The 26536-nt window shown below is 59.0% G+C and carries 24 protein-coding genes; 12 read left to right on the forward strand and 12 right to left on the reverse strand.

All coding sequences use genetic code 11. The features are described 5' to 3' along the window. Window positions 1-10 precede the first annotated feature (10 nt). Window positions 11-850 (forward strand): co-chaperone DjlA, encoded by an 840-nt coding sequence (gene djlA / locus A15D_RS06085; protein ID WP_102791205.1) that lies wholly within the window; start codon window positions 11-13, stop codon window positions 848-850. Between the two features lie 71 nt (window positions 851-921). On the opposite strand, the gene A15D_RS06090 is transcribed toward djlA, so the two are convergent. Next, a complete protein-coding gene (locus A15D_RS06090) occupies window positions 922-1866 on the reverse strand; it encodes an oxygenase MpaB family protein (protein WP_102791206.1) in 945 nt (314 codons plus the stop codon). A gap of 203 nt (window positions 1867-2069) precedes the next feature. Between A15D_RS06090 and A15D_RS06095 the strand changes: the two genes are divergently transcribed. Beyond that, window positions 2070-2312 carry a YdcH family protein gene (locus tag A15D_RS06095; protein ID WP_022984323.1) on the forward strand — a complete coding sequence of 81 codons (243 nt, stop codon included), beginning with the start codon at window positions 2070-2072 and terminating at the stop codon, window positions 2310-2312. Between the two features lie 144 nt (window positions 2313-2456). Here the strand turns inward: A15D_RS06095 and A15D_RS06100 are convergent, their stop codons facing one another. The 7 genes from A15D_RS06100 to A15D_RS06130 form a co-directional block, all read right to left on the reverse strand. Then, window positions 2457-3719: a hypothetical protein gene (locus A15D_RS06100; protein ID WP_102791207.1), complete on the reverse strand. Its 1263-nt coding sequence runs from the start codon at window positions 3717-3719 to the stop codon at window positions 2457-2459. Window positions 3720-3820: 101 nt separating this feature from the next. Next, window positions 3821-5758 (reverse strand): acetoacetate--CoA ligase, encoded by a 1938-nt coding sequence (locus tag A15D_RS06105; protein WP_102791208.1) that lies wholly within the window; start codon window positions 5756-5758, stop codon window positions 3821-3823. 20 nt (window positions 5759-5778) lie between these two features. Next, a complete protein-coding gene (locus A15D_RS06110; RefSeq protein ID WP_102791209.1) occupies window positions 5779-7734 on the reverse strand; it encodes a biotin carboxylase N-terminal domain-containing protein in 1956 nt (651 codons plus the stop codon). Between the two features lie 96 nt (window positions 7735-7830). Then, on the reverse strand, window positions 7831-8604 hold the full coding sequence (locus A15D_RS06115; protein WP_102791210.1) for an enoyl-CoA hydratase/isomerase family protein: 774 nt from the start codon (window positions 8602-8604) through the stop codon (window positions 7831-7833). Between the two features lie 41 nt (window positions 8605-8645). After that, window positions 8646-10253, reverse strand: coding sequence for a carboxyl transferase domain-containing protein (locus tag A15D_RS06120; RefSeq protein WP_102791246.1), 1608 nt, complete (start codon window positions 10251-10253; stop codon window positions 8646-8648). Window positions 10254-10329: 76 nt separating this feature from the next. Beyond that, the gene (locus A15D_RS06125; protein WP_022984329.1) at window positions 10330-11493 is read right to left on the reverse strand and encodes an isovaleryl-CoA dehydrogenase; all 1164 of its coding nucleotides are present in this window, start codon (window positions 11491-11493) and stop codon (window positions 10330-10332) included. A 3-nt stretch (window positions 11494-11496) separates the two neighbouring features. Further along, window positions 11497-11883, reverse strand: a complete 387-nt coding sequence (locus tag A15D_RS06130; protein WP_022984330.1) for a MerR family DNA-binding transcriptional regulator — start codon at window positions 11881-11883, stop codon at window positions 11497-11499. 80 nt (window positions 11884-11963) lie between these two features. Here A15D_RS06130 and A15D_RS06135 point away from each other — a divergent pair, with 80 nt between their 5' ends. From A15D_RS06135 to rraA, 4 genes are all read left to right on the forward strand, one after another. Further along, window positions 11964-14291 carry an MMPL family transporter gene (locus A15D_RS06135; protein WP_326929255.1) on the forward strand — a complete coding sequence of 776 codons (2328 nt, stop codon included), beginning with the start codon at window positions 11964-11966 and terminating at the stop codon, window positions 14289-14291. 67 nt (window positions 14292-14358) lie between these two features. Further along, window positions 14359-16575, forward strand: coding sequence for a response regulator (locus A15D_RS06140; protein WP_233192118.1), 2217 nt, complete (start codon window positions 14359-14361; stop codon window positions 16573-16575). Next, a complete protein-coding gene (locus tag A15D_RS06145; RefSeq protein WP_102791211.1) occupies window positions 16572-17264 on the forward strand; it encodes an NAD(P)H-binding protein in 693 nt (230 codons plus the stop codon). Before A15D_RS06140 ends, A15D_RS06145 begins: the two co-directional genes overlap by 4 nt. A gap of 35 nt (window positions 17265-17299) precedes the next feature. Beyond that, the gene (gene rraA / locus A15D_RS06150; protein ID WP_102791212.1) at window positions 17300-17782 is read left to right on the forward strand and encodes a ribonuclease E activity regulator RraA; all 483 of its coding nucleotides are present in this window, start codon (window positions 17300-17302) and stop codon (window positions 17780-17782) included. A 45-nt stretch (window positions 17783-17827) separates the two neighbouring features. On the opposite strand, the gene A15D_RS06155 is transcribed toward rraA, so the two are convergent. Next, the gene (locus A15D_RS06155; RefSeq protein ID WP_102791213.1) at window positions 17828-18043 is read right to left on the reverse strand and encodes a DUF6316 family protein; all 216 of its coding nucleotides are present in this window, start codon (window positions 18041-18043) and stop codon (window positions 17828-17830) included. A gap of 284 nt (window positions 18044-18327) precedes the next feature. Between A15D_RS06155 and A15D_RS06160 the strand changes: the two genes are divergently transcribed. Together A15D_RS06160 and A15D_RS06165 are read left to right on the forward strand one after the other, a co-directional pair. Further along, window positions 18328-18735 (forward strand): CBS domain-containing protein, encoded by a 408-nt coding sequence (locus A15D_RS06160; RefSeq protein ID WP_102791214.1) that lies wholly within the window; start codon window positions 18328-18330, stop codon window positions 18733-18735. 57 nt (window positions 18736-18792) lie between these two features. Continuing rightward, entirely contained in the window at window positions 18793-19371 is a 579-nt protein-coding gene (locus tag A15D_RS06165; protein ID WP_102791215.1) for a DUF805 domain-containing protein, read from the forward strand. Window positions 19372-19479: 108 nt separating this feature from the next. Here the strand turns inward: A15D_RS06165 and A15D_RS06170 are convergent, their stop codons facing one another. Beyond that, window positions 19480-20460 (reverse strand): malate dehydrogenase, encoded by a 981-nt coding sequence (locus A15D_RS06170; protein ID WP_022984338.1) that lies wholly within the window; start codon window positions 20458-20460, stop codon window positions 19480-19482. A gap of 153 nt (window positions 20461-20613) precedes the next feature. On the opposite strand from A15D_RS06170, the gene A15D_RS06175 reads away from it, so the two are divergent. After that, on the forward strand, window positions 20614-21702 hold the full coding sequence (locus A15D_RS06175; protein WP_102791216.1) for an NAD(P)/FAD-dependent oxidoreductase: 1089 nt from the start codon (window positions 20614-20616) through the stop codon (window positions 21700-21702). On the opposite strand, the gene A15D_RS06180 is transcribed toward A15D_RS06175, so the two are convergent. Both A15D_RS06180 and A15D_RS06185 read right to left on the reverse strand, forming a co-directional pair. Then, window positions 21699-22730 (reverse strand): AraC family transcriptional regulator, encoded by a 1032-nt coding sequence (locus tag A15D_RS06180; protein WP_102791217.1) that lies wholly within the window; start codon window positions 22728-22730, stop codon window positions 21699-21701. The genes A15D_RS06175 and A15D_RS06180 overlap by 4 nt on opposite strands. A 254-nt stretch (window positions 22731-22984) precedes the next feature. Beyond that, on the reverse strand, window positions 22985-23338 hold the full coding sequence (locus tag A15D_RS06185; protein WP_102791218.1) for a poly(hydroxyalkanoate) granule-associated protein: 354 nt from the start codon (window positions 23336-23338) through the stop codon (window positions 22985-22987). 236 nt (window positions 23339-23574) lie between these two features. On the opposite strand from A15D_RS06185, the gene A15D_RS06190 reads away from it, so the two are divergent. The 3 genes from A15D_RS06190 (at window position 23575) to A15D_RS06200 (ending at window position 26534) form a co-directional block, all read left to right on the forward strand. Beyond that, window positions 23575-25104, forward strand: coding sequence for a carboxylesterase/lipase family protein (locus A15D_RS06190; protein ID WP_102791219.1), 1530 nt, complete (start codon window positions 23575-23577; stop codon window positions 25102-25104). A gap of 111 nt (window positions 25105-25215) precedes the next feature. Beyond that, on the forward strand, window positions 25216-25548 hold the full coding sequence (locus tag A15D_RS06195) for a BolA family transcriptional regulator (protein ID WP_022984343.1): 333 nt from the start codon (window positions 25216-25218) through the stop codon (window positions 25546-25548). Next, entirely contained in the window at window positions 25545-26534 is a 990-nt protein-coding gene (locus A15D_RS06200; RefSeq protein ID WP_102791220.1) for a rhodanese-related sulfurtransferase, read from the forward strand. The genes A15D_RS06195 and A15D_RS06200 overlap by 4 nt, the downstream gene beginning before the upstream one ends. Window positions 26535-26536 lie beyond the last annotated feature (2 nt).

The following is a 26536-nucleotide window of genomic DNA, read 5'->3' on the forward strand; positions in this document are numbered from 1 at the left end:
CGGATTAACCATGCAATTCAATTGGGGCGGCAAGATTATTCTCGGTCTGCTGGGCATGCTGGTGGGTGGCCCCATCGGTCTGGGGATTGGTCTGCTGATTGGGCATATGCTCGATAAGGGGGCCGAACAGGTCCGGACCTTTAACCCTTTCCGCCCGTATGGACCGGGTGAGCAGCAAGCGGTGCAAAAAGCCCTGTTCGATACCGTGTTTTCGATCATGGGGCATCTTGCCAAGGCCGACGGCAGAGTGAGCGAGGATGAAATTGCCCAGGCTCGTGCGGTGATGGACCGCATGCAGCTTGACGAGGAACAGCGCAAGCAAGCCATTGCGTTGTTTAACCGTGGCAAGGAAGCCGATTTCCCCTTGCAGGACACGGTTGCACAATTTGCCCATGCGGTCCGGTTTCGCAAGCAACTGATTTTGGTCTTGCTGGAAGTGCTGCTGCAAATTGCCCTTGCTGACGGCACCTTGCACGAGGAAGAGGAGGCGGTCTTGCTACGGGTGGCAGAGGGGTTGGGCGTGCCGCCCCAGCAGTTCCGTCAGATTCTGAACATGCTGTTGGCACAGGCGCAATTCTCCGGTGCCCGGCCGGGTGGTCAAGGCGGGCAACAATACGGCCCGGGGCCGTCGCGGCCATCGCTCGCTCAGGCCTATCAGGTGCTGGGGGTGGATGAATCGGCGTCTAATCCCGAGATCAAGAAGGCCTACCGTAAATTGATGAGCCAGCACCATCCGGACAAGATGGCCGCCCGAGGTGTACCGGAAGAAATGATCCGCATGGCCACGGAAAAAACCGCAGAGATCAGTAAGGCCTACGAGATGATCAAGGAAAGCCGGGGTTTCAAATAACGCGATCCCGACGGGAGTGCCCGTGAGGGCTCTCCCCATTGATCTTCACCCCTGATGCTTTCCCTTGAGCCTCAATAGCTGGCGCTGGTGAGTCGGTCCACTTTCGGGATGGACCAGCCACTGCTGACCAGCTCACTTTCGCCGGTCCACCACCGATTCAGCAAACGCGTTGCCAGATCCGCCCGGGCCCGGCCACGCAGCCGTTGTTGTGCTTCCTGGAAAGCGGGCTGGTAGCGCAATCGTTCCGGCAGATTGCGGGTAATGTCCATCAGCCGCTGAAGCTGGCGTTGGTGCTGCCGGTGTCGGTCCAGATTGCGTTGTGGCAGTTGGCAGGCCTGCTGCCAGTGCCCGGGCAATTGATACGCCGCGTGGGGGTAATACGCGCCATAGGGGGTTCTGCCCGGATAGCCCTGCTCCCGGAGTAGTGCATCCAGAACCTGTTGTCGCCGAGGCGAGAGAGAGACGGGCCTGGCCAGTCTGTGCTGCCACCAGCGGCGCCAGCGATGCCAGTCTGCGGGAAGGGCCTGTTGAGGAATTCCCATGACCTGGGCAAGTAGCATCGCTTCTTCGAAGAGCCGCTCCTGCAGCGCACTGTTGATCGGTTCAATGACGCTCTGGTGAACCGTCATACAAGAGTCGACCCAGGCGCTCAGTGCGTAAACCAGAGTGTCACTGTCATCCACATCAAATAGCGTCTTGTTGCGAGCCTTCTGGCTGTTCAATGTCACCAACGCCTGGTCCAGATTGCCGAATACGACCTTTAGTAAAAACACCTGAGTGTGCTGGATGCGTTGTACTGCATCATGGTGGCTGGGCATCAGCTGCGACAGCCTGCTGTTGGCGAGAGCCAGTAGCAGCGTGCGCCCCTGGGCAAGCGCAGTCAGGTTCTCACGCAGCAGTTGCCAGATAACAGAGCCAGGGCCGAATAATCCGGCATCAGGATGAGAGCAGCGGTCTGCCGCCTGTTCAAGGCCGGTCTGGATATGTTGACGAGTCAACAGATTTGGTAAAGCCATGATGGACGCCTCCCTGTGTCGTCACTGGACTACCACCCACCTTAGGTGACAACGTAGTACCCTCGAACATTCGATGGTAAGGGCAGGCAGGATTGAATCTAATCAGTCATTGTGGTGATTTGGCAGGGCTGCCTGAAAAGTATGCGGATAGTGGCGTAGTGTCGGTATTCGCAATGACGGAATGTCGCAAAGGAGAAAGGTTCATGTTGGGCGAAAATCATAGCATCCACCACGAATTTCCTGACTTTCACGACCGTATTGATGCCCTCTCGAAAACCGACCCGGACTTTCTTTCGCGGGTACATGAGCATGACAAACTCGACAAGCAGATCCGGGGCCTGGAAATGCGTGAAAGCCCGCTTTCCGATCAGGAAATGGAGCGCCTCAAACAGAATCGTCTGCATCTTAAAGACCTGATCTATCAGCGCCTTACTCAGGGAAGTTAACCGCAACTCTAAACAGGGTATTTCCACTGCGGCCTGTTCAGAACAGCTGTTGGTGTTACCTCATGAATTCTGTTGTCCGAAATGGTCATCAGACGTTCAGCCCAGCCAGGCACTCAGTGCCTGGTAGGGCAGAGAAGGCAGGCTCTACTGCATTTGCAGGGAGGCGCTGGTAGCCGTGATGGTTTGTTGGGCGTATTTGCCGGGTGGAAGGCCGTTGCTGTCCTTGCTGTAGAACAAGCGGGTGACGAAATAGAATTCTTGCCCGAAGGGAATATCGGTCAGTGAAAAGCCTACGTTGGGAAGCTGCCCGGGGAAGCGCTCGGGTTCGTTGACAAGATTTGCGTCGTCCTGATAAAGCAGCCTGACAGGGGTGTTGAAGCCTTTCACAAACGCCAGCTGTGCCAGCAGATCGAAGCCACGACCGGTACCAAACCAGATCCAGTTGTCGCCGGCCAGTGGCATGGTCAGCATGGTTTTTTCGGATTCCGACAGTGTCCCATCGGTGATCGCCACATGGTTACCGGTCCAACTGGTGACCAGCTTGCTGCCGTAGAGCCCGTTGCCATCCAGGGAAATATCCAGGGCAGGGCGCTCCAGTACCGTGTCAGCAATGCCGGGCAGAGTAAAGCGGCTATGGATTTCCACTTGCTGTGGCATGATCAAAAAATAGTTGTGTATCTTCAGCACGGGTACCCGTGCGACCTTCACCGAGGTGGACGCATACACCATTGCCGCCAGTGGGCCATTGATGATCTGTTTGACCTTGGGATCCAGATTATTGTTGTTCAGGGTGACGCGGTTGTTCTCGCCAAAGACGCCGGCACTTAAACGCAGTTTCAGCGTGTCGAGAATACTTTGTCGCTGGCCGTTTTCCCCCTCGAAGCCGCGAAAATAGAAGTTGTTCCATTTGAACAGGTTGTTGTCTGCCATGGTCAGAGCGAAATCCGTGCTCTTGATCGTCATGGTGGACGGATCAAACTGGATGTATCGATCGGTGTTCTGTAGATAGGCATTTTTGACCAGATAGAAAAGACGGGTCTGCTCGCCATGGGTGACGGCAAGTTGGGCAACGACGCTTTCGGTGGTCTGCCCAGACAGGGAGGGGCCACCATCTTCAAAACGTAGCAGTAGACGGTCTTCGGCGTCGATGCGCCTGGGGTCACCAATTCGGTCAGTGCTGCCGTCTTCCTCAAAGAACGGATACCCCTGTTCTGACCATTCCACCCACTGGTGAGGAACGGGGGCGAGGCGTCCTTCTTTCATGGCAAAGAACGAGTACAGGCCGTTCTGCTTGCCAAGCAGCTGGGGAAAGTCCTTGCCGGTGAGGGTCACCACCTGAGCCTGCAGGGCGAGGGGAAAGGCCAGAAGCAGCAAGAAAAGTGTGAACAATCTATTGTTGTTATTCATTGCCGTGTCACAGTAAAACCACAATGCCTCCCATCATGCGCGTTTCGTGATGGCCGTCAATGACCCTGGCAACGAACGGTGCGTCGGTGGGGTGTATGCGGTCAGGCCAACTCTGGCCTGCCGGAGAAGTGTTCCAGTGCCTGTGGGTTGGCTAGTGCATTGCGGTTGGTGACAGGGCGGCCGTGGATGACCTCCCGCACGGCCAGCTCCACGATCTTGCCGCTGACGGTGCGCGGAATTTCCGGCACCGTGAGGATCACCGCAGGGACATGACGCGGGCTGGCGCCTTCACGAATGGCTTGACGAATCTGTTGCTGAAGGGCGTCGGTAAGCGATTCTCCCTCTGCCAGGACCACAAACAACACCACGCGCACATCGCCTTGCCATTCCTGGCCCACTACGATGGCTTCGCGAATGGCACCGAGGGTTTCCACCTGCCGGTAAATTTCTGCGGTGCCGATACGCACTCCGCCGGGGTTAAGCACCGCATCCGAACGGCCATGGATAATCAGACCGTCGTTGCCATCGTGCGGCACCCGTTGGGCATAGTCTCCGTGGGCCCAGAGATTGTCGAAGCGGGCAAAGTAGGCGTTGTGGAAGCGTGTTCCATCCGGGTCATTCCAGAACTGCACCGGGCAGGAAGGGAAGGGCTGGCGGCACACCAGTTCCCCTTTGCGGTCGCTCAGGGCTTGCCCGCTGTCATCAAGCACGCACACATCCATCCCCAGCCCCAGGCATTGCAGTTCACCGCGATAGACGGGCACCAACGGGTTGCCGAGCGCGAAGCAGGAAATGATGTCAGTACCACCGGAGATCGAACTGACCAACAGATCCGGTTTGACCTGCTGATAGAGGAAATCATAACTCTCGTGAAGCAGGGGCGAGCCGGTGGAGAACAGGGTGCGCAGCTCATTGAGCTGATGGGATTCTCTGGGGACCAGCCCGGATTTTTCCACCGCCTGAATGAATTTTGCGCTGGTGCCGAAATGGGTAATGCGCTCGTTGTCGATCAGGTCAAACAGGCGTGCGGTGGAGGGGTAGGCGGGGTTGCCATCGTATAGCACCAGCGTTGCGCCGGTGTGCAGGCCGCAAATCAGCCAGTTCCACATCATCCAGCCACAGGTAGTGAAATAGAACAGGGTGTCATCACGGCCCACATCGCCGTGCAGTTGCAGTTCCTTGGTTTGCTGCAGCAAGGTGCCGCCGGCACCGTGAACGATGCACTTGGGCTGTCCGGTGGTGCCGGACGAGTAGAGAATGAACAGGGGGTGGTTGAACGGTAAGCGCTGAAATTCCGGGGCGGGTGCCGCTGCGTCGAGCCATGCTTGCCAGATCAGCGCCTTCTGCACCCGGCTGCTGCTGCCTTTGCCGGGCACCACCACCAGCAGTTCCGGGCTGAGTGCGCTATGCAGTTCGTGGATGCGGGGTTCCAGATCAATCCATTTACCATTGTAGTGGTAACCGTCACAGGCAATCAGAACCCGGGGTTCGATCTGGCCAAACCGGTCCAGCACCCCGGATACGCCGAAATCCGGGGAGCACGATGACCAGACCGCGCCGATCCAGGCGGCACCGAGGGCGGCCACCACGGTTTCGATACGGTTCGGCATGAAGCCCGCCACCCGGTCACCGGGCTGAACGCCTGCCGCCTGCAGTTGCGCGGCCACCTGGCCTGCGGCAACCCGTAGCTGGGCATAACTGATCACCTGACGGGTACCGTCTTCGAGCTCGCTGACCAGGGCCGGGTGAGCGTCGTTACGCTGTAGCAGGTTTTCGGCGTAGTTCAGGGTGGCTTGCGGGAACCAGCGACAGTCCTGAAAACGCGCTGCGGGTTCGAGCACGGTGCTGCCCGGTTCGCCGATGATGCCGCAGTGATCCCAGACCTGTCGCCAGAAGGTTTCCGGGTGTTGCACCGACCAGCCATGCAAGGCCCGGTAATCGGGGAGGGGCTCGCCACTGATCTCTCTGGCCTGCTGCCAGAAATGGCTCAGCTGGCTGTGTTGTTCGGCGCGTCCTGGTTGCCAGAGTGGTGCGGACATGGGGGTGTCTCCGTTGGGTTTCAGCGGGCGGAATCCGCCTCGAATTCGACCAGTAGGGTGCCTTCGCTGACGCTGTCGCCTGCACTCACCGGGAAATGCTGCACGGTGCCGGCTTCGGTGGCTCGTAGTGTGTGTTCCATTTTCATGGCTTCCAGCGTAATCACGGCATCGCCGGGTGCCACCGTAGCGCCAGCCTCAACATGCAGGGCCACGATGGTACCGCTCATGGGGGCGACAAAGCCGCCGGCGGCATCCTGTGCGGCGTTGTCGAGGGACGGGTTGAGGGTAACCGTGTAAGCCTGTCCCCCCACAAACAGTCGTACGGTGCGCGTTGAGGTCTGTAAATGGAAATAGCCGCACAGCGATTGCTGGCCCCAGCGCAGGCGAAAGGCGCTGTCGTTCACGGTGAGCTGCACCTGGCCGGTGTGTACTTCGGCACTGGCTTCTCCGTTATTTTCACGCACCATCACAGGATGCTGGTCCACCTGGCAGGCGGTGACGCGCACGCGCTGCCCCTGCGGGCGCCAGCCCTGCAGTGATTCCCAGGGGTGATCACTGGCAGTGGCAGGCAGTGCCGCCAGTCGGCTGGCGGCCACGGCCAGCAATGCAGGCTCGCAGGCATCAGTTTCGAGTAAGTGCGGGCGATGCTCCAGCAGGCGGGTGTCCAGCTCGGCAAGGGCAAAGGCCTCATCCGCCAGCACCCGTCGCAGGAAGGGTGCGTTGTGATGAATCCCTTGCAGTTCGAGCCGATTCAGGGCGTTGATCAGTTTTTGCCGGGCGGCCTGGCGATCCTCTCCATAACAGATCAGCTTGGCGATCATCGGGTCGTAGAATTCTTCGACCCGGTCCCCCTGTTCGTACCCGGCATCGACGCGGGCCAGTTCGTGGGGCCAACGCAGGTGACTGAGCAGGCCGGAAGAGGGCAGAAAACCCTGTTCCGGGTTTTCTGCGTACAGGCGAACTTCCATGGCATGGCCATGACGCTGAATCTGCTGTTGTGCCTTGGGCAGCGGCTCCCCTGCGGCGACCGCCAGTTGCCAGGCCACCAGGTCTTCTCCGGTGATCATTTCGGTGACAGGGTGTTCCACCTGCAGGCGGGTGTTCATTTCCATGAAATAAAACTGGCCATCAGGAGCGTATAAAAACTCCACCGTGCCGGCGCCACGGTAATCAATGGCCAGGGCGGCCTGAACGGCAGCGTTGCCGAACGCCTGGCGGGTCTGTTCATCCAGACCCGGTGCCGGGGCTTCCTCAATGACCTTCTGGTGGCGACGCTGCACCGAGCAATCGCGCTCGAACAGGTGTACCGCATTGCCGTAATTGTCTGCGAAAACCTGCACTTCCACATGGCGGGCGGTGGGCAGGTAACGCTCCAGCAGCACGCGATCATCGCCGAAAGCACTGCGGGCTTCACGGCGAGCCGCGGCCAGGGATTCGGCAAACGCGTTGGCGCTGTTCACCACCCGCATGCCCTTGCCGCCGCCGCCGGCCACGGCCTTGATCAGCAGCGGAAAGCCGACACTGTCACTGGCGGCCAGTAGCGTCTCGTCACTGGCGCCGTCTTCATCGAAACCGGGCAGTACCGGGACACCGCTGTCGGCCATGAGCTGACGTGCAGCAGCCTTGTCACCCATCACTTCAATGGCGCGGGCGTTAGGGCCGACAAAAATGATGCCCGCCTGCTCACAGGCGGCCGCCAGCTCGGTATTCTCAGACAGAAAGCCGTAGCCGGGATGAATGGCATCCGCGCCAGTCTCCTTCGCTGCGGTGATAATCTTGTGGATCACCAGATAGCTTTCTCGCGCCGCTGCCGGGCCAAGGCATACGGCCTGATCCGCCTCACGGACATGGGGCAGGGTCGCATCCACATCGGAGTACACTGCCACGGTGGCAATGCCTTGTTGCCGACAGGTGCGGATGATGCGACGGGCAATTTCCCCGCGGTTGGCGATCAGCAGTTTTTTTATCGTTGCCATGGTTATGCCTATTTGCGGTTGCAGGCGCGTTGCTGGCGGCGCGATTCCCGGCGTGGGTTGGTCGCGCCGCCAGTGACGCTCCTACGGAAAAGTGGGTTACATCCAGTTTGGTGAGCGTTTTTCCAGAAAAGCGCTCAGACCTTCCTGCCCTTCAGCGCTGGTACGCAGGCGGGCGATACGGGCGGCGGTGTCTTCCAGCATGGCTTCATCGATGGCGCCGTCATTGACCCGCGCGATCAGATCCCGGCAGGCGATCTGGGCCGCCGGACCGCCGCTGAGCAGCGCTTCGACCAGACGCCCAACGGCGCTGTCGAGTTCGGCTTCCGCAACCACCTCATGGGCAATGCCCAGTGCCTGTGCCCGGTCCGCCGGGATGACTTCGGCGGTCATGAAATAACGATTGGCCTGACGCGCACCGATGGCACGCACCACATAGGGGCTGATCACCGCAGGGATAATGCCGAGTTTGACTTCGCTCAGGCAGAAACGGGCGTTGTCTGCCGCCACGGCCATGTCGGCGGCACAGATCAATCCCAGGGCACCGCCAAAGGCGGCGCCCTGAACCCGGGCGACCACCGGTTTCGGGCACTGATCTATCGCCTGCATCAGCCTGGCAAGTTTCAGGGCATCGTCACGGTTCTGCTGCTCATCGAGCTGCCCCATGGCCCGCATCCAGTTGAGATCGGCCCCGGCGGAAAAATGCTTGCCCGCTGCCTGCAATACCACCACCCGAATCTCGGTGTCACCGCCAACGTTCTCAAACGCTTGGGTCAGTGACGCAATGATGGTGTCATCGAACGCGTTTCTTTTGTCAGGATTGTCCAGCGTAATGCGAGCAACCCTGCCTTCGATTTGTGTGCTAACGCTCATGTTTTGCTCCAGGGGTTAAGCGTCTGACGTCCGACGCAAAATCACATCCTGAACACGCCGTAACGCGTGTCCTCGATGGGGGCATTGAGGCTGGCAGAGATGGCCATGCCCAGGACGTCGCGGGTATCCGCCGGGTCGATGACGCCGTCATCCCAGAGCCGGGCACTGGCATACCAGGGCTGGGCCATCTGTTCGTACTGCTCGGTCATGTCGGACTGGAACTGACGGGCTTCGTCCTCGCTCCATTGCTGGCCTTTCTTTTTCATGGAAGCCTGCTTCACCTGGGTGAGCACGCTGGCGGCCTGTTCGCCACCCATGACGGAGATACGGGCGTTGGGCCACATGAACATAAAGCGAGGGTCATAGGCGCGCCCACACATGCCGTAGTTCCCGGCGCCAAAACTGCCACCAGTGATCACGGTAAATTTCGGCACGGTGGCACAGGCCACGGCATTGACCATTTTGGCCCCGTGTTTGGCGATCCCCTCTGACTCGTATTTCTTGCCGACCATGAAGCCGGTGATGTTCTGCAGGAACAGCAGAGGGATCTTTCGCTGGTTGCACAGTTCAATAAAGTGCGCGCCTTTCTGGGCCGATTCGGAATAGAGCACCCCGTCATTGGCGAGAATGCCCACCGGATAACCATGGATATGGGCGAAGCCGCACACCAGCGTGGTGCCATAGCGGGCCTTGAATTCATCCAGCTCAGAGCCATCGACGATGCGGGCGATCAGTTCCCGTGCCGGCATGGGCTGACGGGTGGTGGTGGGGATGACGCCATACAGCTCGTCGCTGGCATAAGCGGGGGGTAATACGGCGCGACGCTTGACCTGGTCCGGCTTGTGCCAGTTGAGGTGGGCGATGCAATTACGCGCCAGCGCCAAGGCATGGGGCTCGTCTTCGGCCAGATGGTCTGCCACCCCGGATTGCTCACAGTGCAGGTTGGCGCCACCCAGGGCTTCTGCGCTAACCACTTCGCCGGTAGCGGCCTTCACCAAGGGGGGGCCGGCCAGGAAGATCGTGGCTTGCTCTTTCACCATGATCACTTCGTCGGCCATGGCGGGTACGTAGGCGCCGCCAGCCGTACAGGAGCCGAGCACAACACTGATTTGCGGAATGCCACGGGCCGACATGTTGGCCATATTGAAGAAGATGCGGCCAAAGTGCTCCCGGTCCGGGAACACTTCATCCTGGCGGGGCAAGTTGGCGCCACCGGAATCCACCAGATAGACACAGGGCAGACGGTTTTCCGCTGCGATGCTCTGGGCACGCAGATGTTTCTTCACCGTGAGCGGGTAGTAGCTGCCGCCTTTAACCGTGGGGTCGTTGGCCACGATCATGCATTCCACGCCCTGGATCCGGCCAATGCCGCCCACACAGCCCGCCGCAGGGACGTCTTCGCCATAGACGCCATCGGCGGCCAGAGCGCCAATTTCCAGAAACGGGGAGCCCGGGTCCAGCAAGCGGTCGATGCGCTCGCGCACCGGTAACTTGCCCCGTTCGCGCAAGCGTTGCTCCGCCGCTTCACCGCCCCCGTGGGCAATGTGGGCCAGCTTGTCCTGAAGCTGCTGACGCAAGCCCAGGTTGTGCTCCCGGTTCGCCTGGAATTCCGGACTGGTCGGGTTGATCTGACTGTTAATCTTGGGCATGAATTCCTCGCTTGCAGGCTTCACGCTGGCACGCTCCACGCGGGAGGCGGCGTGCAAGCGTGGTGCGTGCGGCGTGTTAGCGTGTTTCGTTAAATAGCTCGCGGCCGATGAGCATGCGGCGGATTTCGCTGGTGCCGGCGCCGATCTCGTAGAGCTTGGCGTCACGCAGCAGGCGGCCGGTGGGGTACTCATTGATGTAGCCGTTGCCGCCAAGGGTCTGGATGGCTTCCAGGGCCATCTGGGTGGCGTTCTCGGCGCAGTAAAGGATGACGCCGGCGGCATCCTTGCGGTTGGTTTCGCCCCGGTCGCAGGCCTTGGCCACGTTATAGAGGTAGCTGCGGCTGGCGTTGAGCGTCACGTACATGTCGGCAAGCTTGCCCTGCATCAGCTGGAATTCACCGATGGCCTGACCGAACTGTTTGCGTTCGTGTACGTAGGGCACTACCACATCCATGCACGCTTGCATGATGCCGGTACAGCCACCGGACAGTACGGTGCGCTCGTAATCCAGGCCGCTCATCAGCACTTTCACGCCTTCATTTTCCTTGCCGAGGATGTTTTCGGCGGGTACCTGACAATCTTCGAAGACCAGTTCGCAGGTGTTGGAGCCGCGCATGCCCAGCTTGTCGAGTTTCTGGGCACGGGAGAATCCGGGGTAATCCCGCTCGACGATGAATGCAGTGATGCCTTTGGGGCCTGCGCTGGTGTCGGTCTTGGCGTAGATCACATAGGTGTGGGCATCGGGGCCATTGGTGATCCACATCTTGTTGCCGTTGAGGAGGTAATGGTCGCCTTTCTTGTCCGCACGCAGGCCCATGCTCACCACGTCAGAGCCCGCACCGGGCTCGCTCATGGCCAGGGCGCCGATCTGATCGCCACTGACCAGGCCGGGGAGGTACCTGGCTTTCTGGGCGTCGGTGCCGTTCAGGTAGATCTGGTTAACACACAGGTTGGAATGCGCGCCGTAGGACAGGCCAATGGAGGCCGATGCCCGGGAGATTTCCTCCATCACCAGGGTGTGGGCCAGATACCCCATGTTGGCGCCGCCGTATTCCTCGCTGACGGTAACCCCGAGCACACCCAGGTCACCCAGCTTCTTCCACATGGCCAGCGGGAACTGGTTGCTCTGATCCACCTCGGCTGCAATGGGCGCGATTTCCTTCTGGGCGAACTGGCGAACGCTGTCGCGCAGGGCCACCAGGGTTTCGTCCAGATCAAAATTGAAGCTGCTGTTGAACATGGCCTAACTCTCCAAATCATTCATGGCGTCAATGCAGCGTTGCTCCACGTCGTCGAGCTCCTGCTGCATGGCCTGGATATCGTGTAATTGTTGTTCCAGTTGTGCCCGGCGCTGGTGAATTTTTTCCTGCAGGGCAAGCAGCTGGTGGCGGTTGTCGCCCTGGGGCTGGTACATGCCGATCAGCTCCTTCGACTCCGCCAGGGAGAACCCCAGTCGCTTGCCCCGCAGGATCAGTTTCAGGGTGACCCGGTCGGCGGGGGAGTAGATGCGTGTCTGTCCCCGACGAGACGGGCTGACCAGCCCCTGGTCCTCGTAAAAGCGGATGGTGCGGGTGGTGACATCGAACTCCCGCGCCAACTCACCAATGCTGTAGGTCTTCTTTTTGTCCATGGGGCGAGAGTAGGGGAAGTTTACGTTAACGTAAAGCTGGTTTTTGGCCTCTTTGACCGTGACAGTGTGTATACCGCCGAATAGACTTCACCCGTCAGAAAAAGGGGAAGGTAATGAAAGACGCTTGGAGTCGCTGGGTGGTTGCACACCCGGTGTGGGTGTTGCTGGGATGTCTGGTGTTGACCATGGGGATGGCTACCGGGCTCAAGGAATTCACCAACAATAATGATCCGCGGATCTTCTTCACCGAAGACAACCCGGATTTCAAACGGTTTGTGTCACTGGAAGACAGCTTTACCGCCAATGAGGTGGTGCTGTTTGTGGTCCACCCCAAAGACGACAACCTGTTCACCCCGGAGGCGCTGTCAGCCGTTGAGGCGTTGACCGAGGACGCCTGGCTGCTTCCCCATGCCACCCGTGTCGATTCCCTGGCCAACTTTCAGCATACGGAAGTGGAGGGCGATGATCTTTTCGTGGCCCCGTTGGTGGAGTATGCCGATACGCTTTCCGCCGAGGAGCTGGAACGCATTCGTGATATTGCTCTCAATGAACCGTCCTTACTAGGTCGCTTGGTCTCTGATAAAGGCCATGTCGCCGGGATTGCTGCCACGGTGACCATGGGTGAGGGCAAGACCGAAGCGCCTGAAATTACCCAGGCCGCCCGCGAGATGGCCCAGGAATACAGCCAGCGGTATCCGGATATCGAGTTCATGGTCACCGGCACGGTGATTTTCAATCAGGCGTCTGCCGAGGCCACCGAGCAGTCCATGGGATCCACCTTGCCGCTGGCGTTTGTGATCATGCTGGTGTGCCTGTGGTTGATTCTTCGCAGTGTCATGTTTGTGGTGGTGACGGTGTTCGTCATCAGCTTTTCGATCCTGTCGGCCATGGGTGTGGCCATGTGGTTGGGTATCGAATTTTCCCCCATTGTGGGCATGGCACCGGCCATGATTCTGACGTTGGCGGTGGCGGATTCCGTGCACATTCTGGCGAGTTACCGTCATGAACGACTGGAGGGCAAAGCCAAGGCCCCCAGTATTGTCGAGAGCCTGCGCATCAATATGCAGCCGGTCTGGCTGACCAGCCTGACCACGGCCATCGGCTTTGCCATTCTGAACTTTTCCGAGTCACAGCCATTCCGTGCGCTGGGCAATGTGGTACTGATCGGGGTGTTGCTGGCCTTCCTGTTCTCGGTGGTCTTGCTGCCTGCGCTGGTGATGTTGCTTCCCCACAAAATCGAGCCGGGCAAGCAACGGGATTTTGCGCCGCTGATGGGGAGCCTGGCGCAGCATTTGAGCCGTCGCTACCGGCCCTGGCTATTGGGGATGTCTGTGGTGGTGGTTGTGCTGATGGGCTGTATCGGTCTGAACCGGATCAATGACGTCTTCAATGAATACTTCGATGAAACGTTCGAGGTAAGGCGGGTCAACGACTTTGCCATGCGTGAACTGACCGGCATGCACCGTATCGACTACGCGATTCCGGCGGCTGACGCCGGTGGGGCCATGGAGCCTGAATTTCTTCAGCAGCTGGACGCGCTGGTCAACTGGCTGGAAGAGCAGGAGCATGTGGTCTATGCCACGTCCTATACCAATGTGATCAAACGCCTTAACCGGGATATGCACGGAGGAGACCCCGCCTATTACCGGATTCCGGACTCCCGTGAGCTGATCTCGCAGTACACTCTGCTGTACGAGCTGTCGTTACCGCAGGGGCTGGGCCTCGAAGATCAGCTGGATATCGGCAAATCCCAGGCCCGCCTTGTGGTCATGCTGGAAAACATCGGCTCCCATCCGGTACTGGAATTCAACCAGAAAGTGGAAGACTGGATGGCGGCGAACTGGCCGGATTACATGCAGACCAAGGGGACGGGCATGGATGTGCTGTTTGGGCATGTCACCATGCGGAATATTCAGAGCATGTTGTCCGGTGCCCTGATCGCGCTGATCAGTGTCTCGGTGTTGCTGATCATCGCCTTGCGTTCATTCCGCTATGGTCTTCTGTCGTTGATTCCCAATCTGTTGCCAGCGGGGATGGCGTTTGGTTTGTGGGGCCTGATCAATGGTGAGATTGGTCTGGCGGTGTCTGTGGTGGCCTGCATGACACTGGGGATCGTGGTGGACGATACGGTCCATTTCCTCAGCAAGTACGTCAGAGCCAAGCGAGAACTGGGTCTCGACACTGGCAAGGCAGTGGAATATGCCTTCCGCACGGTCGGGGTGGCACTGGTGGCGACCTCCGTGGTGCTGGTGGCGAACTTTGCAGTGATCGGCACCAGCCACTTCTATCCCAATGCCAGCATGGGGCTGCTGTCGGCGATCACGATCGCCATGGCATTGATTGTGGACTTTTTCTTTTTTGTACCTTTGCTGGTCGCTTTCGACAAGCGCCGCAAGGCTGCGGGCTAGCCAGCCCGCAGCAGCAGTGCTAACGTAGCGCCACACGGCTTATGACGGCGTCTACGGAACACTCACGGTGACGTACAAGAAAGACAGAAAAGTACTCAAACGGGTCGATTACGGGGCCGCCAGAAATTCCCTGATGGGAGTGCTGGCGGCCCTTCTGGTTTTTGCCCTGGTCTTTGCCTGGGGGCAGGTATACCAGAGTTTTGAGCTGGAAGCGCTGATCGCGGGCGGTGCGGTACTGGTGGTCACGGCCTATCGACTCTGGCTGCTGGCCCGGTTTGATGCCCTCTACGGGGCAGGTCCTGCCCGCTGGCGCAAGCTGTTTGGCATTGGCCTGGCGTTGCACGCGCTGCTATGGGGGATCATTCCTGCCTGGTTGGCGTGGCGGATTGGTACCGGCTTCAATTTCTTTGCGGTGCTGTTGTACAACGTAGGGGTAACCACGGCACTGGGCAGCTCGTGGATGGCGGGCCTGCGTGTCCGGCAAGCCTATATCGTGCTCATGTTCGTGCCGACGCTGCTCACCCTGTTCGTATCGGGTAGCCTGCACGACTGGGTGCTGGCGGTGCTGATCGGCAGCTATGCGTTCTATCTCTTCCGTTTGTACCGTGGCCAGTATGAGACCTTCTGGCATGCCATGACCCGTGAGCGTCGCGGGGGGCGCCCCTCAGCGGAGGGGCAGTTACCACAGCGCTCGAACACCGACATTCAGCTCAGTCTCGTCTATCGACTTGCCCACGAGCTGCGCACGCCGATGAATTCCCTGATGGGGATGATGTCGTTGCTGGAAGATACCCGCCTTAACGATGAACAAAAAGACTATCTTCAAGTGGCAGGGCGCAGTGGCAAGCTGCTGCTTTCGCTGATTGATGATGTTCTGGATTACTCGCGAATCCTGACCCGCAGGGTCACCCTCAACCCGGAATTCTTCGATTTCCGCGCGGCTATCGAGCAGGCCCTCGAAGCGTTTGGCCCCATGGCGCAGTCCACCGGACTGGAGCTGACCTGTGTGATTGATCGTATGTTGCCCAAACGCATCCGTGGTGATCGCGAGCGATTGATGCAGGTGCTCAACAACCTCTTCAGTAATGCCATCAAATTCAGTGACAAGGGTGAGATTCGCCTGGATGTGGATTTCACTGTGGAAGGGGAAAGTGCTGGGGTGTTGCGGGTGCGAGTGAGCGACCAGGGCACCGGCATGAGCCAGGACACGCTCCGCCACCTTTTTCAGGACCATTTCATCGAAGATGGTCAGGACCTGTATAGCTCAAGCCATACCGGATTCGGCCTGCTGGTCTGCAAGGGGCTGATTGATGCCATGGGGGGCACTATTGGTGCTGAAAGTGTGCTTGAGGAAGGCTCCACCTTCTGGTTTACCGTTCCCGTGCAGGTACAGCCGGATATGCGTGAGTCGCAAAGCCTGATTCGGGCGCTCAATGGCGCCCAGGGCGTGATTGTGGGCGCCGCCACTGGCACGGTTGCGTGTATGCAGGAAGAGCTTGAGGCCCTGGATTGTCAGTGCTCTTCTGCCATGGGGTACGATCATGCGCTGCAGGCGTTGCGAGCAGGCCACCGGGAGCAGAGTGATTTTGACTTGTTGTTTGTCGACACCTGCTCACGGCCGGAATTGGCCTTGAATCTGTGTCGCAACGTGCTGGAAGACCCCAGCCTGCGGCCGGTAAAACTGGTGTTGCTTGCCACCATCGAAGAGCGTGGGTTGCCGGCCATACAGAAGCTTATCGACAAGCATGATTTGGTCGTGCTGGTGCGTCCGTTGCATCGCAGCAGCCTGCGCCTGGCCCTGTCCCGGCTGGTGGGGCTGCAGCGTCATCAGCCCGTGCAGGACGCCCGAACCGAAACACCGGAAGAGCGTCAGCGTCGCAAGCGTTTCCGTTTGCTGCTGGTGGAAGATAACGAAGTGAATCAGTTGGTGACCCGGGGCATGCTGAGCAAACTCGGTTACCAGGTGAAAACCGTCAGCAACGGGGAAACCGGACTGGCGTTGATGGAACAGGAACCCTTTGATCTGGTGCTCATGGATTGCATGATGCCGGAGATGGATGGTTTTGAAGTGACGCGGCTGTTGCGCGAACTTGAAGAGCGCGAAGCCCGTGATCGCACGCCGGTAGTCGCGATCACTGCCAACACGGCAGAAGGGGTACAGGCCCGCTGCCTTGCGGCAGGCATGGATGACTTTTTGGCCAAACCCGTGCACCTGGATGCGCTGGAAACGGTATTGCGACGCTGGCTCCCTGAAGAGCCACTGCGGGATGGGGACGAAGAATGACAAGAAAGGCCCTGCTACTGGGAGCAACAGGACTGGTGGGCAATGCCTGCCTCGAAAGCCTGTTGGCCAGTAATGAATATGATCTGGTGAGAGTGTTATCACGGCGCGAGCTCGATCTTGAACATCCCAAGCTTGACTGCCGCGTTGTCGATCTCGATGACATGGAAGCCTGCGCCGAGCAGTTCCAGGTCGACGACGTTTTCTGCTGTCTGGGCACAACCATGAAGAAGGCCGGCTCCCGGCAGGCTTTCCGCCATGTGGACCATGACCTGGTACTGCTTGCCGGCAAGCTGGCCTTGCGGGCACGGGTACAGCGTTTTCTGGTGGTGTCGGCGATTAACGCCAATGCGCGGTCCCCGTTTTTCTACTCACGGGTAAAAGGGCAGGTGGAGCGTGGCCTGAAAGAGCTTGGACTGCCCTTGCTGGCGATCTTCCAGCCCTCGCTGCTGCGTGGCGAGCGGAAGGATAAACGCCCGGCAGAAGACTGGGGTAACCTGCTAAATCGGGTTGTTGAGCCCCTGACCCGCTGGACCGATGCCCACTGGCTGCCGGTGGATGGCAGCAAGGTCGCCGACGCGATGGTCGGCATGGCCATCGACGGGCCCGACACGGGGCTCTACACATTGCGCTATCGGGATTTTCTGGTCTATGCCGGAAAGTTCCGCCAGCAACGGGAGGCGAGCCAGTAATTGGCGCGCGATCAAATCTGTTTTAAGGAGTCAGCATGAGCTTTGTGACCTGTGATCTGTGTGATGAGAACGCCGACATCGTGTCAGTGGTAACCGGTTTTAACTGGTTCAGTTTTGGTGGGCGCAGCGCATTTGGCGGTGAGATTGTCACCGTGAAATGCTTTGAGGATAACAGTCAGGTCAAAGCGCATCTTGGCACGGATGGCAAAGGTAAAGTGCTGGTCGTCGATGGCGGTGGCAGTCTTCGCAATGCACTGATTGGCGACATGATTGCCGAGAACGCGGTCAAGAATGGCTGGGAAGGTGTCATTATCTATGGCGCGTGCCGAGATGTGGATGCACTGGCAAAGCTGGATCTCGGGGTGGTCACGCTGGGCTGTGTGCCGATCAAGTCGGTGCGTCGCGATGAAGGGCAGCTGAATATCGATATCACCTTTGGCGGTGTCACCTTCCGTCCGGGGGAATACGTGTACGCGGACAACAACGGGATTATTACGGCGCCTAAATCGCTGGTCTGACTTTCAGACCCCGCCGGATGGCTTTGCGGCTATCCGGCGAGGCGTTCAACCGGGCAGTCGCGCAGGGCGAAGCCCGAAGCTCTCGAGTGACTGCATGTCACGCAAATACAGCATCAGGCCGGCTTCTGCTTCAAGCCGACTGTCATAGGGCCCTTCGACCGTGTTTTCCCGGGTGCTGAAGTACCAGTTGGGCCCCTGGCTGAAGAAACGGTCACTACGGAACCAGGTCCGGCTGGCGGCATCGTCTTTTCGATAGTCCATATCTTGCTCCTCTCACGGTCAATGCTCACCGAAATTAGCACTACATGAAATTGCATCACCATCACCGCTTATCCAAACTATCCGTATGGCTAATTAGTGCTGATACTGTGTAGGTGAAAGGTGCTAGTTGCCTTCTGCGGAGATAGGCGGAGGCGGAGAGAGGCTTTTGCTGTTGTCCCGTATCACGAACCCGGATTTGATCCCTGTTTTTGTACCGGCAATCTGCTATAAAAAGCGAAAGGAAACGACAACGGGCCAAGCCCGGGAATACACAGGGAACGTCCATGCTCAAGTCTATTCAGGTGGCCGATTACATGAGCCGCCGCGTCATTACCGTTTCGCCTCAGCAAACTGTCCATGAAGCGATCGCTGTTTTACTGGAACACCGCATCTCCGGCGCACCGGTGGTGGATGAAAATGGCGCATTAGTCGGTATGTTTTCTGAGTCCGACTGCCTCAAGGGGGCATTGGAAGCGAGTTATCACGGCACGGAAATCGGTCCCGTTAGTGACTATATGACGGTGGACCTGCAAACCGTTACCGGCAAGACATCTATTCTGGATGCGGCTGAAATCTTTCTGGCAGACCATCGCCGCCGTTTACCGGTGGTAGAAGATGGCAAGCTGATTGGCCAGATCAGTCGTCATGATCTGTTGCGGGCGATGGATGATTTTGCCCGCAATACGCATTGATTTCTGGACCATGGATCTTCGTGATGGAGATCCTTTATCAACCCAAGGGGGAGCACCATGAACCAGCCTTATCAGGCACCTAACGCAGATGTTGCTGTGACCAGCAACGAGACCTACCAACCCAAATTTCTATCGCTGTCCGGGCGTATTGGCCGGATGCGGTATTTTGTGTATGCCACCGGCCTGACTTTCCTGTTCTACGGGGTGATCGGCATTGCGGCTGCCATCCTGATCCCTGGTCTGGCATCAGGCGGGGAGGCCGCCGCTGGCGTCGGCGCAATGATTTTGGGCCTGATTGCCATCGTCGGTATGATCGCGGTAATGGTGTTTGCCTGGGGCTTTATGGTGCGTCGCCTGAACGACATCAATGCCTCCGGATGGCTGAGCCTGTTGATGCTGCTTCCGTTGGTGAATTTTGTGCTGGCGTTGATCCTGATTTTCAAAAAGGGAACGGAAGGCGGCAACAACTATGGTGCTGCGCCAGCGGATAACAGTGGCGCAGTGAAAGCGTTGTTTGCCGTGTTACTGGTCTTGATGATTGGCTATTTTGCGGTGGTCATGCCCATGTCAATTGCCGCGTACAATGACTACTTGCAGCAAGCCCAGTCAGCGCAGTTTGAGTATCCGGATTACTAGCATGTGTGGCGAGCGGCCGCTTCTGAAGAGCGGCTTGCAGGCCAGGCATAAGTAATCAGTAACAAAAAAGGGGCTCCGAAGAGCCCCTTTTTGTTGAGCGCCTGTGCCTTACGGCAGCAGGTGGGAAACGGCGTCGCGTTCTTCAGCCAGTTCCTGCTCGGTCGCCTGCATGCGGCTGCGGGAGAAGTCGTTGACTTCCAGGCCCTGAACGATAGTCCAGTCGCCATCCTTGCAGGTGCAGGGGTAGGAGTAGATCAGGCCTTCCTGGATACCGTAGGAACCATCGCTGTAGATACCCATGGAAACCCAGTCACCTTCTGCAGTGCCCAGCGCCCAGGAACGCATGTGGTCCACAGCGGCGTTGGCGGCGGAAGCGGCAGAGGACGCGCCACGCGCCTTGATGATGGCGGCGCCACGCTGCTGTACTTCCGGAATGTAGGTGCCTTCGTACCAGTCCTGTTCTACCTGGTCTACCGCTACCTTGCCGTCCACTTCGCAGTGGTGCAGGTCGGGGTACTGGGTAGAGGAGTGGTTGCCCCAGATGGTCATCTTCTTGATGTCGTTGACGGTTTTGCCCAGTTTGGTGGCCAGTTGCGCCATGCCACGGTTGTGGTCCAGACGGGTCATGGCAGTAAACTGACGCGGGTTGATGTCCGGCGCGTTGCGCTGGGCGATCAGGGCGTTGGTGTTAGCCGGGTTGCCGACAACCAGGACCTTGATGTCCTTGCTGGCGTTATCGTTGATGGCTTTACCTTGAGCAGAGAAGATTGCTGCGTTAGCTTCCAGCAGGTCTTTACGCTCCATGCCCGGACCGCGCGGACGAGCACCAACCAGCAGCGCGTAGTCAGCGTCCTTGAACGCCACGTTGGCGTCGTCGGTGCCTTCGATACCGGCAACCAGCGGGAAGGCGCAGTCTTCCAGCTCCATGATGACGCCCTTCAGGGCTTCCAGAGCAGGGGTGATTTCGAGCAGTTGCAGAATGACTGGCTGATCTTTGCCGAGCATGTCGCCAGAGGCGATGCGGAACAGCAGAGAGTAGCTGATTTGGCCAGCGGCGCCGGTGACGGCTACGCGAACAGGTGCTTTCATGAACAATCTCCTAGCTTTAATTCGGGAGAACTTAGTGGCTGAAACCGTAGGAACCTCTGAGCAATGTCGTGTGCATGACATGGGTCAGGGGTCCCGGACGGCGCGCATTATAAAGGAGGCGGCGACTAATCGCACGACCTCACCGGGAGGAATATGACGAACTGGGATGTGATTGTGGTCGGGGCCGGTCAGGCGGGCTGTGCCGCAGCCTGGGATCTGGCCGCTGCGGGCTGGCGGGTGCTGGTGCTGTCCCGTGAGGCTGGCGCCGGAAAGCCCTGTGCCGGGGGGCTGACAGAAAAGACACTGCGGCGGTTGCGCTTTTCCATTGCCCCGGTGGTGCGTGAAACCATCGATACACTATACGTGAGCCGCTATCCGGCGGCCGACAAGCCCTTGCAGGCCCCGGGCCGGTTCTGCGTGATGACGGAGCGTGCAGAGTTGGACCTCTATTGTCTGGATCAGGCGAAAGCGCAGGGCGCCAATTTCATCCAGACCCGCGGGCTGGCCTCAATCAGGCAGGATCACGACGGTCTGACGGTGTCCACCCGTGAGGGAGACCGCTATCAGGCCCGCTGGCTGGTGGCCGCGGATGGTGCCAACAGTGCGGTGCGTCGGCTGTTGGGTGAGCGACACTTTCTGGGTGCCATGGCCATTGAAGGGCATGTCCGCCGTGACGATCTGGATGAATACCCGGGTATGACTCTGGATTTCGATGCGATTCGTGGGGGATACGGCTGGCTGTTCCCGAAAGGTGATCACGTCAATGTGGGGCTGTATGTCTGGCAGCACGGGATCGCCGCACCGGATCGTGCGGCGCTGGATAACTATTGCCTGCAACGGCTGGGAACCGCGCCTTACAAGGTCTCCGGTTACCCGCTAGGGACCTGGTTACCCCGGGTGCGCCTGATGCAGGGACGGGTATTGTTTGCTGGCGATGCGGCGGGCTGTACCGAGCCGCTGATGGGCGAGGGGATCTACGGGGCTGTGCTCAGTGGTCAAATGGCAGCTGAAGCGCTGTTGTCAGAGCAGCCGGGACGGTATCCGCAACTGATGGAGGACTGGCGTGATGAGCTGAAGAAGGTGGAAAGCCTGTCGCGGTTGTTTTACCGACTCTCTCCGGTCTCCATACCGCTTTTGCAGCACTGGATTGGCGAGACTCTGGTGGAGGGATTTTCGCAGGGGCTTACCCTGGGGCAATGCAAGCGCCGTTGGCGTGGAGCCCCCCTGCCAGGAGCCTCCTAACCCTGGTCCCGATAATGGACAGGCGTTACCCCAAACCAGCGCTTGAAGGCACGATTGAAAGCACTCTGCTCCGAATAACCAAGGTCCAGAGCGATCTGGTTCACGGAGCGTTCGCTGTGCAGTAGCCAGTCACAGGCAAGACGCCGACGCTCGTCTTCCAACAGGGAGGAGAAGTCGGTGTTCTCTGCCCGCAGCTGCCGACGCAGTGTCCAGGGCTTGACGCCCAATTGGTCCGCGATGGGTTCCAGCTGGGGTACCCCTTGTTGCAACCGGTTCTGGATTTCCAGTCGAACCTGATCGAGCAGATTTTCCCTGGCGTGGTATTGGGTGACGGCCCGCTGCATGCGTGAGCGCGCGACCTTGTGGACATCCGGGTCGGCGTCCCGAAGCGGCAGGTCAAGCAGTTCGGGGCTTAACACGATGGCATTTTCCGGCTGCTCAAATGCTACCTCACACTGGAAAATGCGCTCGTACTCTTTTTCTGGTCCCTGCGCCGCGTGGTGAAAATGGACCCGCTCGGGATTGTAGCTCTGCCCGAGGATCCAGCGGCCAAAGGTGATAGCCGCCGCGAAGTTGGCATCAATACGGGCGGGAAAAGTCGGGAGTGTGGTCATGTCACTGTCCCAGATCAGCCAGAGGTCCTTGCCGCGCCATTCAAAACGCAATTGGGCATATTCCGTGGTGACCTGCATGAAGGGAATCATCAGCTCTATGGCATCGCCCAGGGTGGCGCTGGACATACTGGCATAGCCCAGCTCGCCCATGAACCGGGGGCGAATACCTTCTCCCATGTGAAGTCCGAACAGCGGATCTTCACTGCCTGCAAGGGCCAGCCGCAACAGCTGATCTTCCACTGTCATGCTGATGCGGGATTGGGGGTTTTCCAGATCGTCGTTACTGATGCCCAGATCGACCAGCGCGCCACTGAGGTCGGTGCCGGCACGCAGGGCGGCATCCAGCAGAAATTCCAGCCAGAAAGGGGCAACGGTGCGATGTTGAAGCAGGGAAACAGCGCTGGCGGACGACATAGGCTCGCGAATTGTTGTTTTCGAGCCCTGTAGATAACGAGAGGTGGCCGGGCAAGTCAACTCCGTAGCCGATTAAACGGCGGGATATTGTGCAGAATCGGTGATATTGGCGCAGTAGCGCGGGAAAATTGTGCAATGAAAGGACATCAGCCGGTGGGCCGGTAGAACGGTGGAGCGCTGAGGGGGGAGTTGATGACCCTGGAGGGCGGGAGCGGCAAGCCGCTCCCGTACAGCCTGATGACGGTGCTGGCGTCTTACTTCGCGTCCTTCGCCAGCCTGTTCACCTTGCGGGTGAGGGTAGCCATCTTCTTGTTCAGGGCTTCCACTTCGTCACGGGTAGGCAGGCCGAGTGCCTGGGCGACACGGGCACGGACCTGATCCAGTTGGGTCGGCTCCGCTTTGGTGCTTTTTTTCGCGCCGGTTTTGGCCTGTGCCTTCTGACGCTTCTCACCGGTTTTTACCAGGGAATCGAACAGCTCGGTGCTGCTGGCTTCGGCACGGCTGATGGCGCCGCGCACGGCAGTATTGATTTTGTCGAAAGCATCTTTGGCTTCGGCGCTGACTTGCTCATAGCGTTCGTTGAACTGGGCAATAACGGTATTGCTCATGGGGGGATCTCTCCTTAGATAAAGGTGCATGACTCCAGTTTGGTTGCCCCCTGTTCAAGGGCGAGAGCAGTGTAAGTCAGGTTTATGTCCGTCGGATTAATGTTGTCTAACAATAAAACAGCGGTTATGGCGCAGAAATGACCTACTCATGGGTAGGTTTTTTGCTAGTCTGCTCCCTTGCTTGATCAACAGGGCTGACACGCGGCCCAACCAGAGAAGTGTGAAGGAGCGATTGCATGCCAGCCATTACCCGACAGGGCCGCTATGAAGGCCTCGCTTCATCCGGGGTGATTGAATACCGGGGGATTCCCTTTGCCCAGGCGCCCGTCGGGGAGCGCCGTTTCAAGGCTCCCCAGCCGCTACCTGCAGGTGATAACACGGTGATGGCCAATCGTTATCCCACCGCGTCCCTGCAAGTGGACAATCCCATGATGGGGGTCAAGGGATCCGGTGAGGATTGTTTGTACCTGAACATCTGGCAGCCTGACGGCGAGGGGCCGTTCCCCGTCATGGTGTGGTTCCATGGTGGGGGCTATCTGTCAGGCTCTATTTCACAGCCGCTCTACAACGGTGCGGCGCTGGCCAAAAGTCAGGGCGTGGTGGTGGTGAATGCGGCCTACCGGCTCGGCGCCATGGGCTTTGGCGATTTTGCGGCGGTAGCGCCGGAGCTGGGGGCCGATTCCAATCTGGGATTGCGTGATCAGGTCGCTGCACTGGAATGGGTGCAGGAAAATATTGCGGCCTTTGGCGGAGACCCGGAACAGGTCACAGTGTTCGGCGAATCTGCCGGGGGCTTCAGTGTTTGTACGCTACTGGCGTGCCCGGCAGCGGCTTCCTTGTTTCACGGGGCTATCGTTCAGTCGGGTGCTGCGGATTTCGTGTTGTCTCGCGACGAAGCCCGCAAGGTCACGGATGCGTTTCTGGCTGCCTTGCCCGGGGGCGGTTCTGCCGCAGATAAACTCAGCGCAGCGCAGCCGGAGCAGTGGCTGAAAGCCCAGAATGCCTCCATCAAGGTTCTGGTGGATCGGGGCTTACGCACGACAACCCCGCAGTTCGCCATGAATTTTCTGCCGGTCCTGGACGATGACCTGCTGCCAAGCATCCCCATCGACGCTATCGCGGCGGGAGCGGCCCGAGACAAGCGGCTGATGGCAGGAGTGTGCCTTGAGGAGTATTTGTTCTTCCAGTACGCGGGCCTGTTAGCGGGGACAACCACCATGGATGCCCTGCGCGAGATCGATAACAGTGAAATCCTGCGGCGTTTCGAGCGTGGCTTGCCCGGTAATGGGCAGCGAGCCTTCGAGTATTACCAGAATGCGGTGACTCCCGACCCGCGCCGCAGCAATCTCGACTGGCTGGCAGCGATGGAGTCCGATCGCTTGTTCCGTGTACCCACGGTTCGGCTTCTGGACGCCCAGTCCCGCCATAATGCCCAATGCTGGGCGTTCCAGTTCACCTGGCCCAGCGAGCCCTTTGGCATGCCGATGGGGGCCTGCCATGTCATGGATATCCCGTTTGTCTTCGGGGTCACGGATACCCCGGCGGGTCTTTATTTTACCGGCGGTGGTGACGAAGCCCGCGCCCTGTCGGACCAGGTCCAGGCGGCCTGGGGCCGGTTTGCTCGTGGCGATGCACCGGGTTGGTCGGCCTGGCAGGGGGAGCGCACTGCTATCCAGTTTGGCCCCGGTGAGTCGCGAGCCCGTCTCTTGGATGCAGAGGCAGAGGCTTTGTGGGCGGATATTATTCCGTCACCGGCTGACCACTGACGTTTTTCCGCTTCCAGGAAAAGGCGTAGAATACGCGCCCCGCGCCGGTGATCCGGGCGGGGCGCTGTTATTTTGCGACGTTGAGTACTGGTCTGAGAGCGGGAGATGTCCATGAGTGTAGCAACATTGATCGAGCGCAAGGTCTTCGATGCCGTGCCTGTGGCACATTTCGAGCTCGAGAATGAAAGCCACAAACACAGCGTGCCGCCTAACTCGGAAACCCACTTCAAACTGGTTCTGGTCAGCGAGTCTTTTACCGGCATGATGCCGGTGCGTCGTCACCAGTTGCTGTACAAGGTGCTTGCAGACGAGCTGGCTGGGCCGGTCCACGCTCTGGCCCTGCACACCTTCACGGTTGAGGAATGGACGGCAAGGGGGGGAGAGGTGACCCAGTCCCCTGATTGCCTGGGTGGCAGCAAGCATGATCCGGAGTTCAAGGCGTGAGTCAGCATAAAGAAGAAAGAGCAGACAGCATTGTCGTGGCGGCGCTCTACAAGTTTGTTCGTCTGGACGATCACCCGCAGCTGCGTGAGCCACTGCTGGCATTGATGCTGGAGCAAGATGTGCGTGGCACGCTGTTGCTGGCCCATGAAGGGATCAACGGCACCATTGCCGGTCCGCGTACCGGAATCAATACGGTGCTGGACTGGCTGCGCAAGGATCCCCGCCTGGAGGATCTGGAGCATAAGGAATCGTTTCATGACGAGCATCCTTTCCTGCGCACCAAGGTGAAACTCAAGAAAGAAATTGTCACCATGGGCGTTGAAGGGATTGACCCTAACCGGGTGGTCGGGACCTACCTGAGCCCTGAAGAGTGGAATGAGGTCATCAGCGATCCGGACACCCTCCTGATCGACACGCGCAATGATTACGAGGTTGAGGTCGGCACCTTCAAAGGGGCAATCAACCCGGAAACCAAAACGTTCCGGGAATTTCCGGATTACGTGAAAAACACCCTGGACCCGCAAAAGCACAAGAAAGTGGCCATGTTCTGCACCGGGGGGATTCGCTGTGAAAAATCCACCGCTTACCTGAAAGAGCAGGGCTTTGAAGAGGTCTATCATCTCAAGGGCGGCATCCTGAAGTATCTCGAAGAGATGCCCCGGGAAGACTCTCTCTGGGAGGGTGACTGTTTCGTGTTTGATGAGCGGGTAACGGTGGACCATGATCTGAACCCGGGAGATTTCGACCAGTGTCACGCCTGCCGCCGGCCCATCAGTGATGCGGACAAGCTGTCCGATCAGTTTCAGTTGGGTGTGTCATGCCCGAAGTGTTTTGACGAATCCACCGCGGAGCAAAAGCGCCGCTTTGCCGAACGCCAGAAACAGATCGAACTTGCCCACCGTCGCGGCCAACAGCACCGGGGCATGAACCCGCGAGAAGCGGACACTCCCGGTGGCTCCGGGAACCGCAGCGAGGGACACGACTGATC

It is taken from the genome of Alcanivorax sp. MD8A, assembly GCF_002888555.1.
Taxonomy (GTDB): Bacteria; Pseudomonadota; Gammaproteobacteria; order Pseudomonadales; family Alcanivoracaceae; genus Alcanivorax.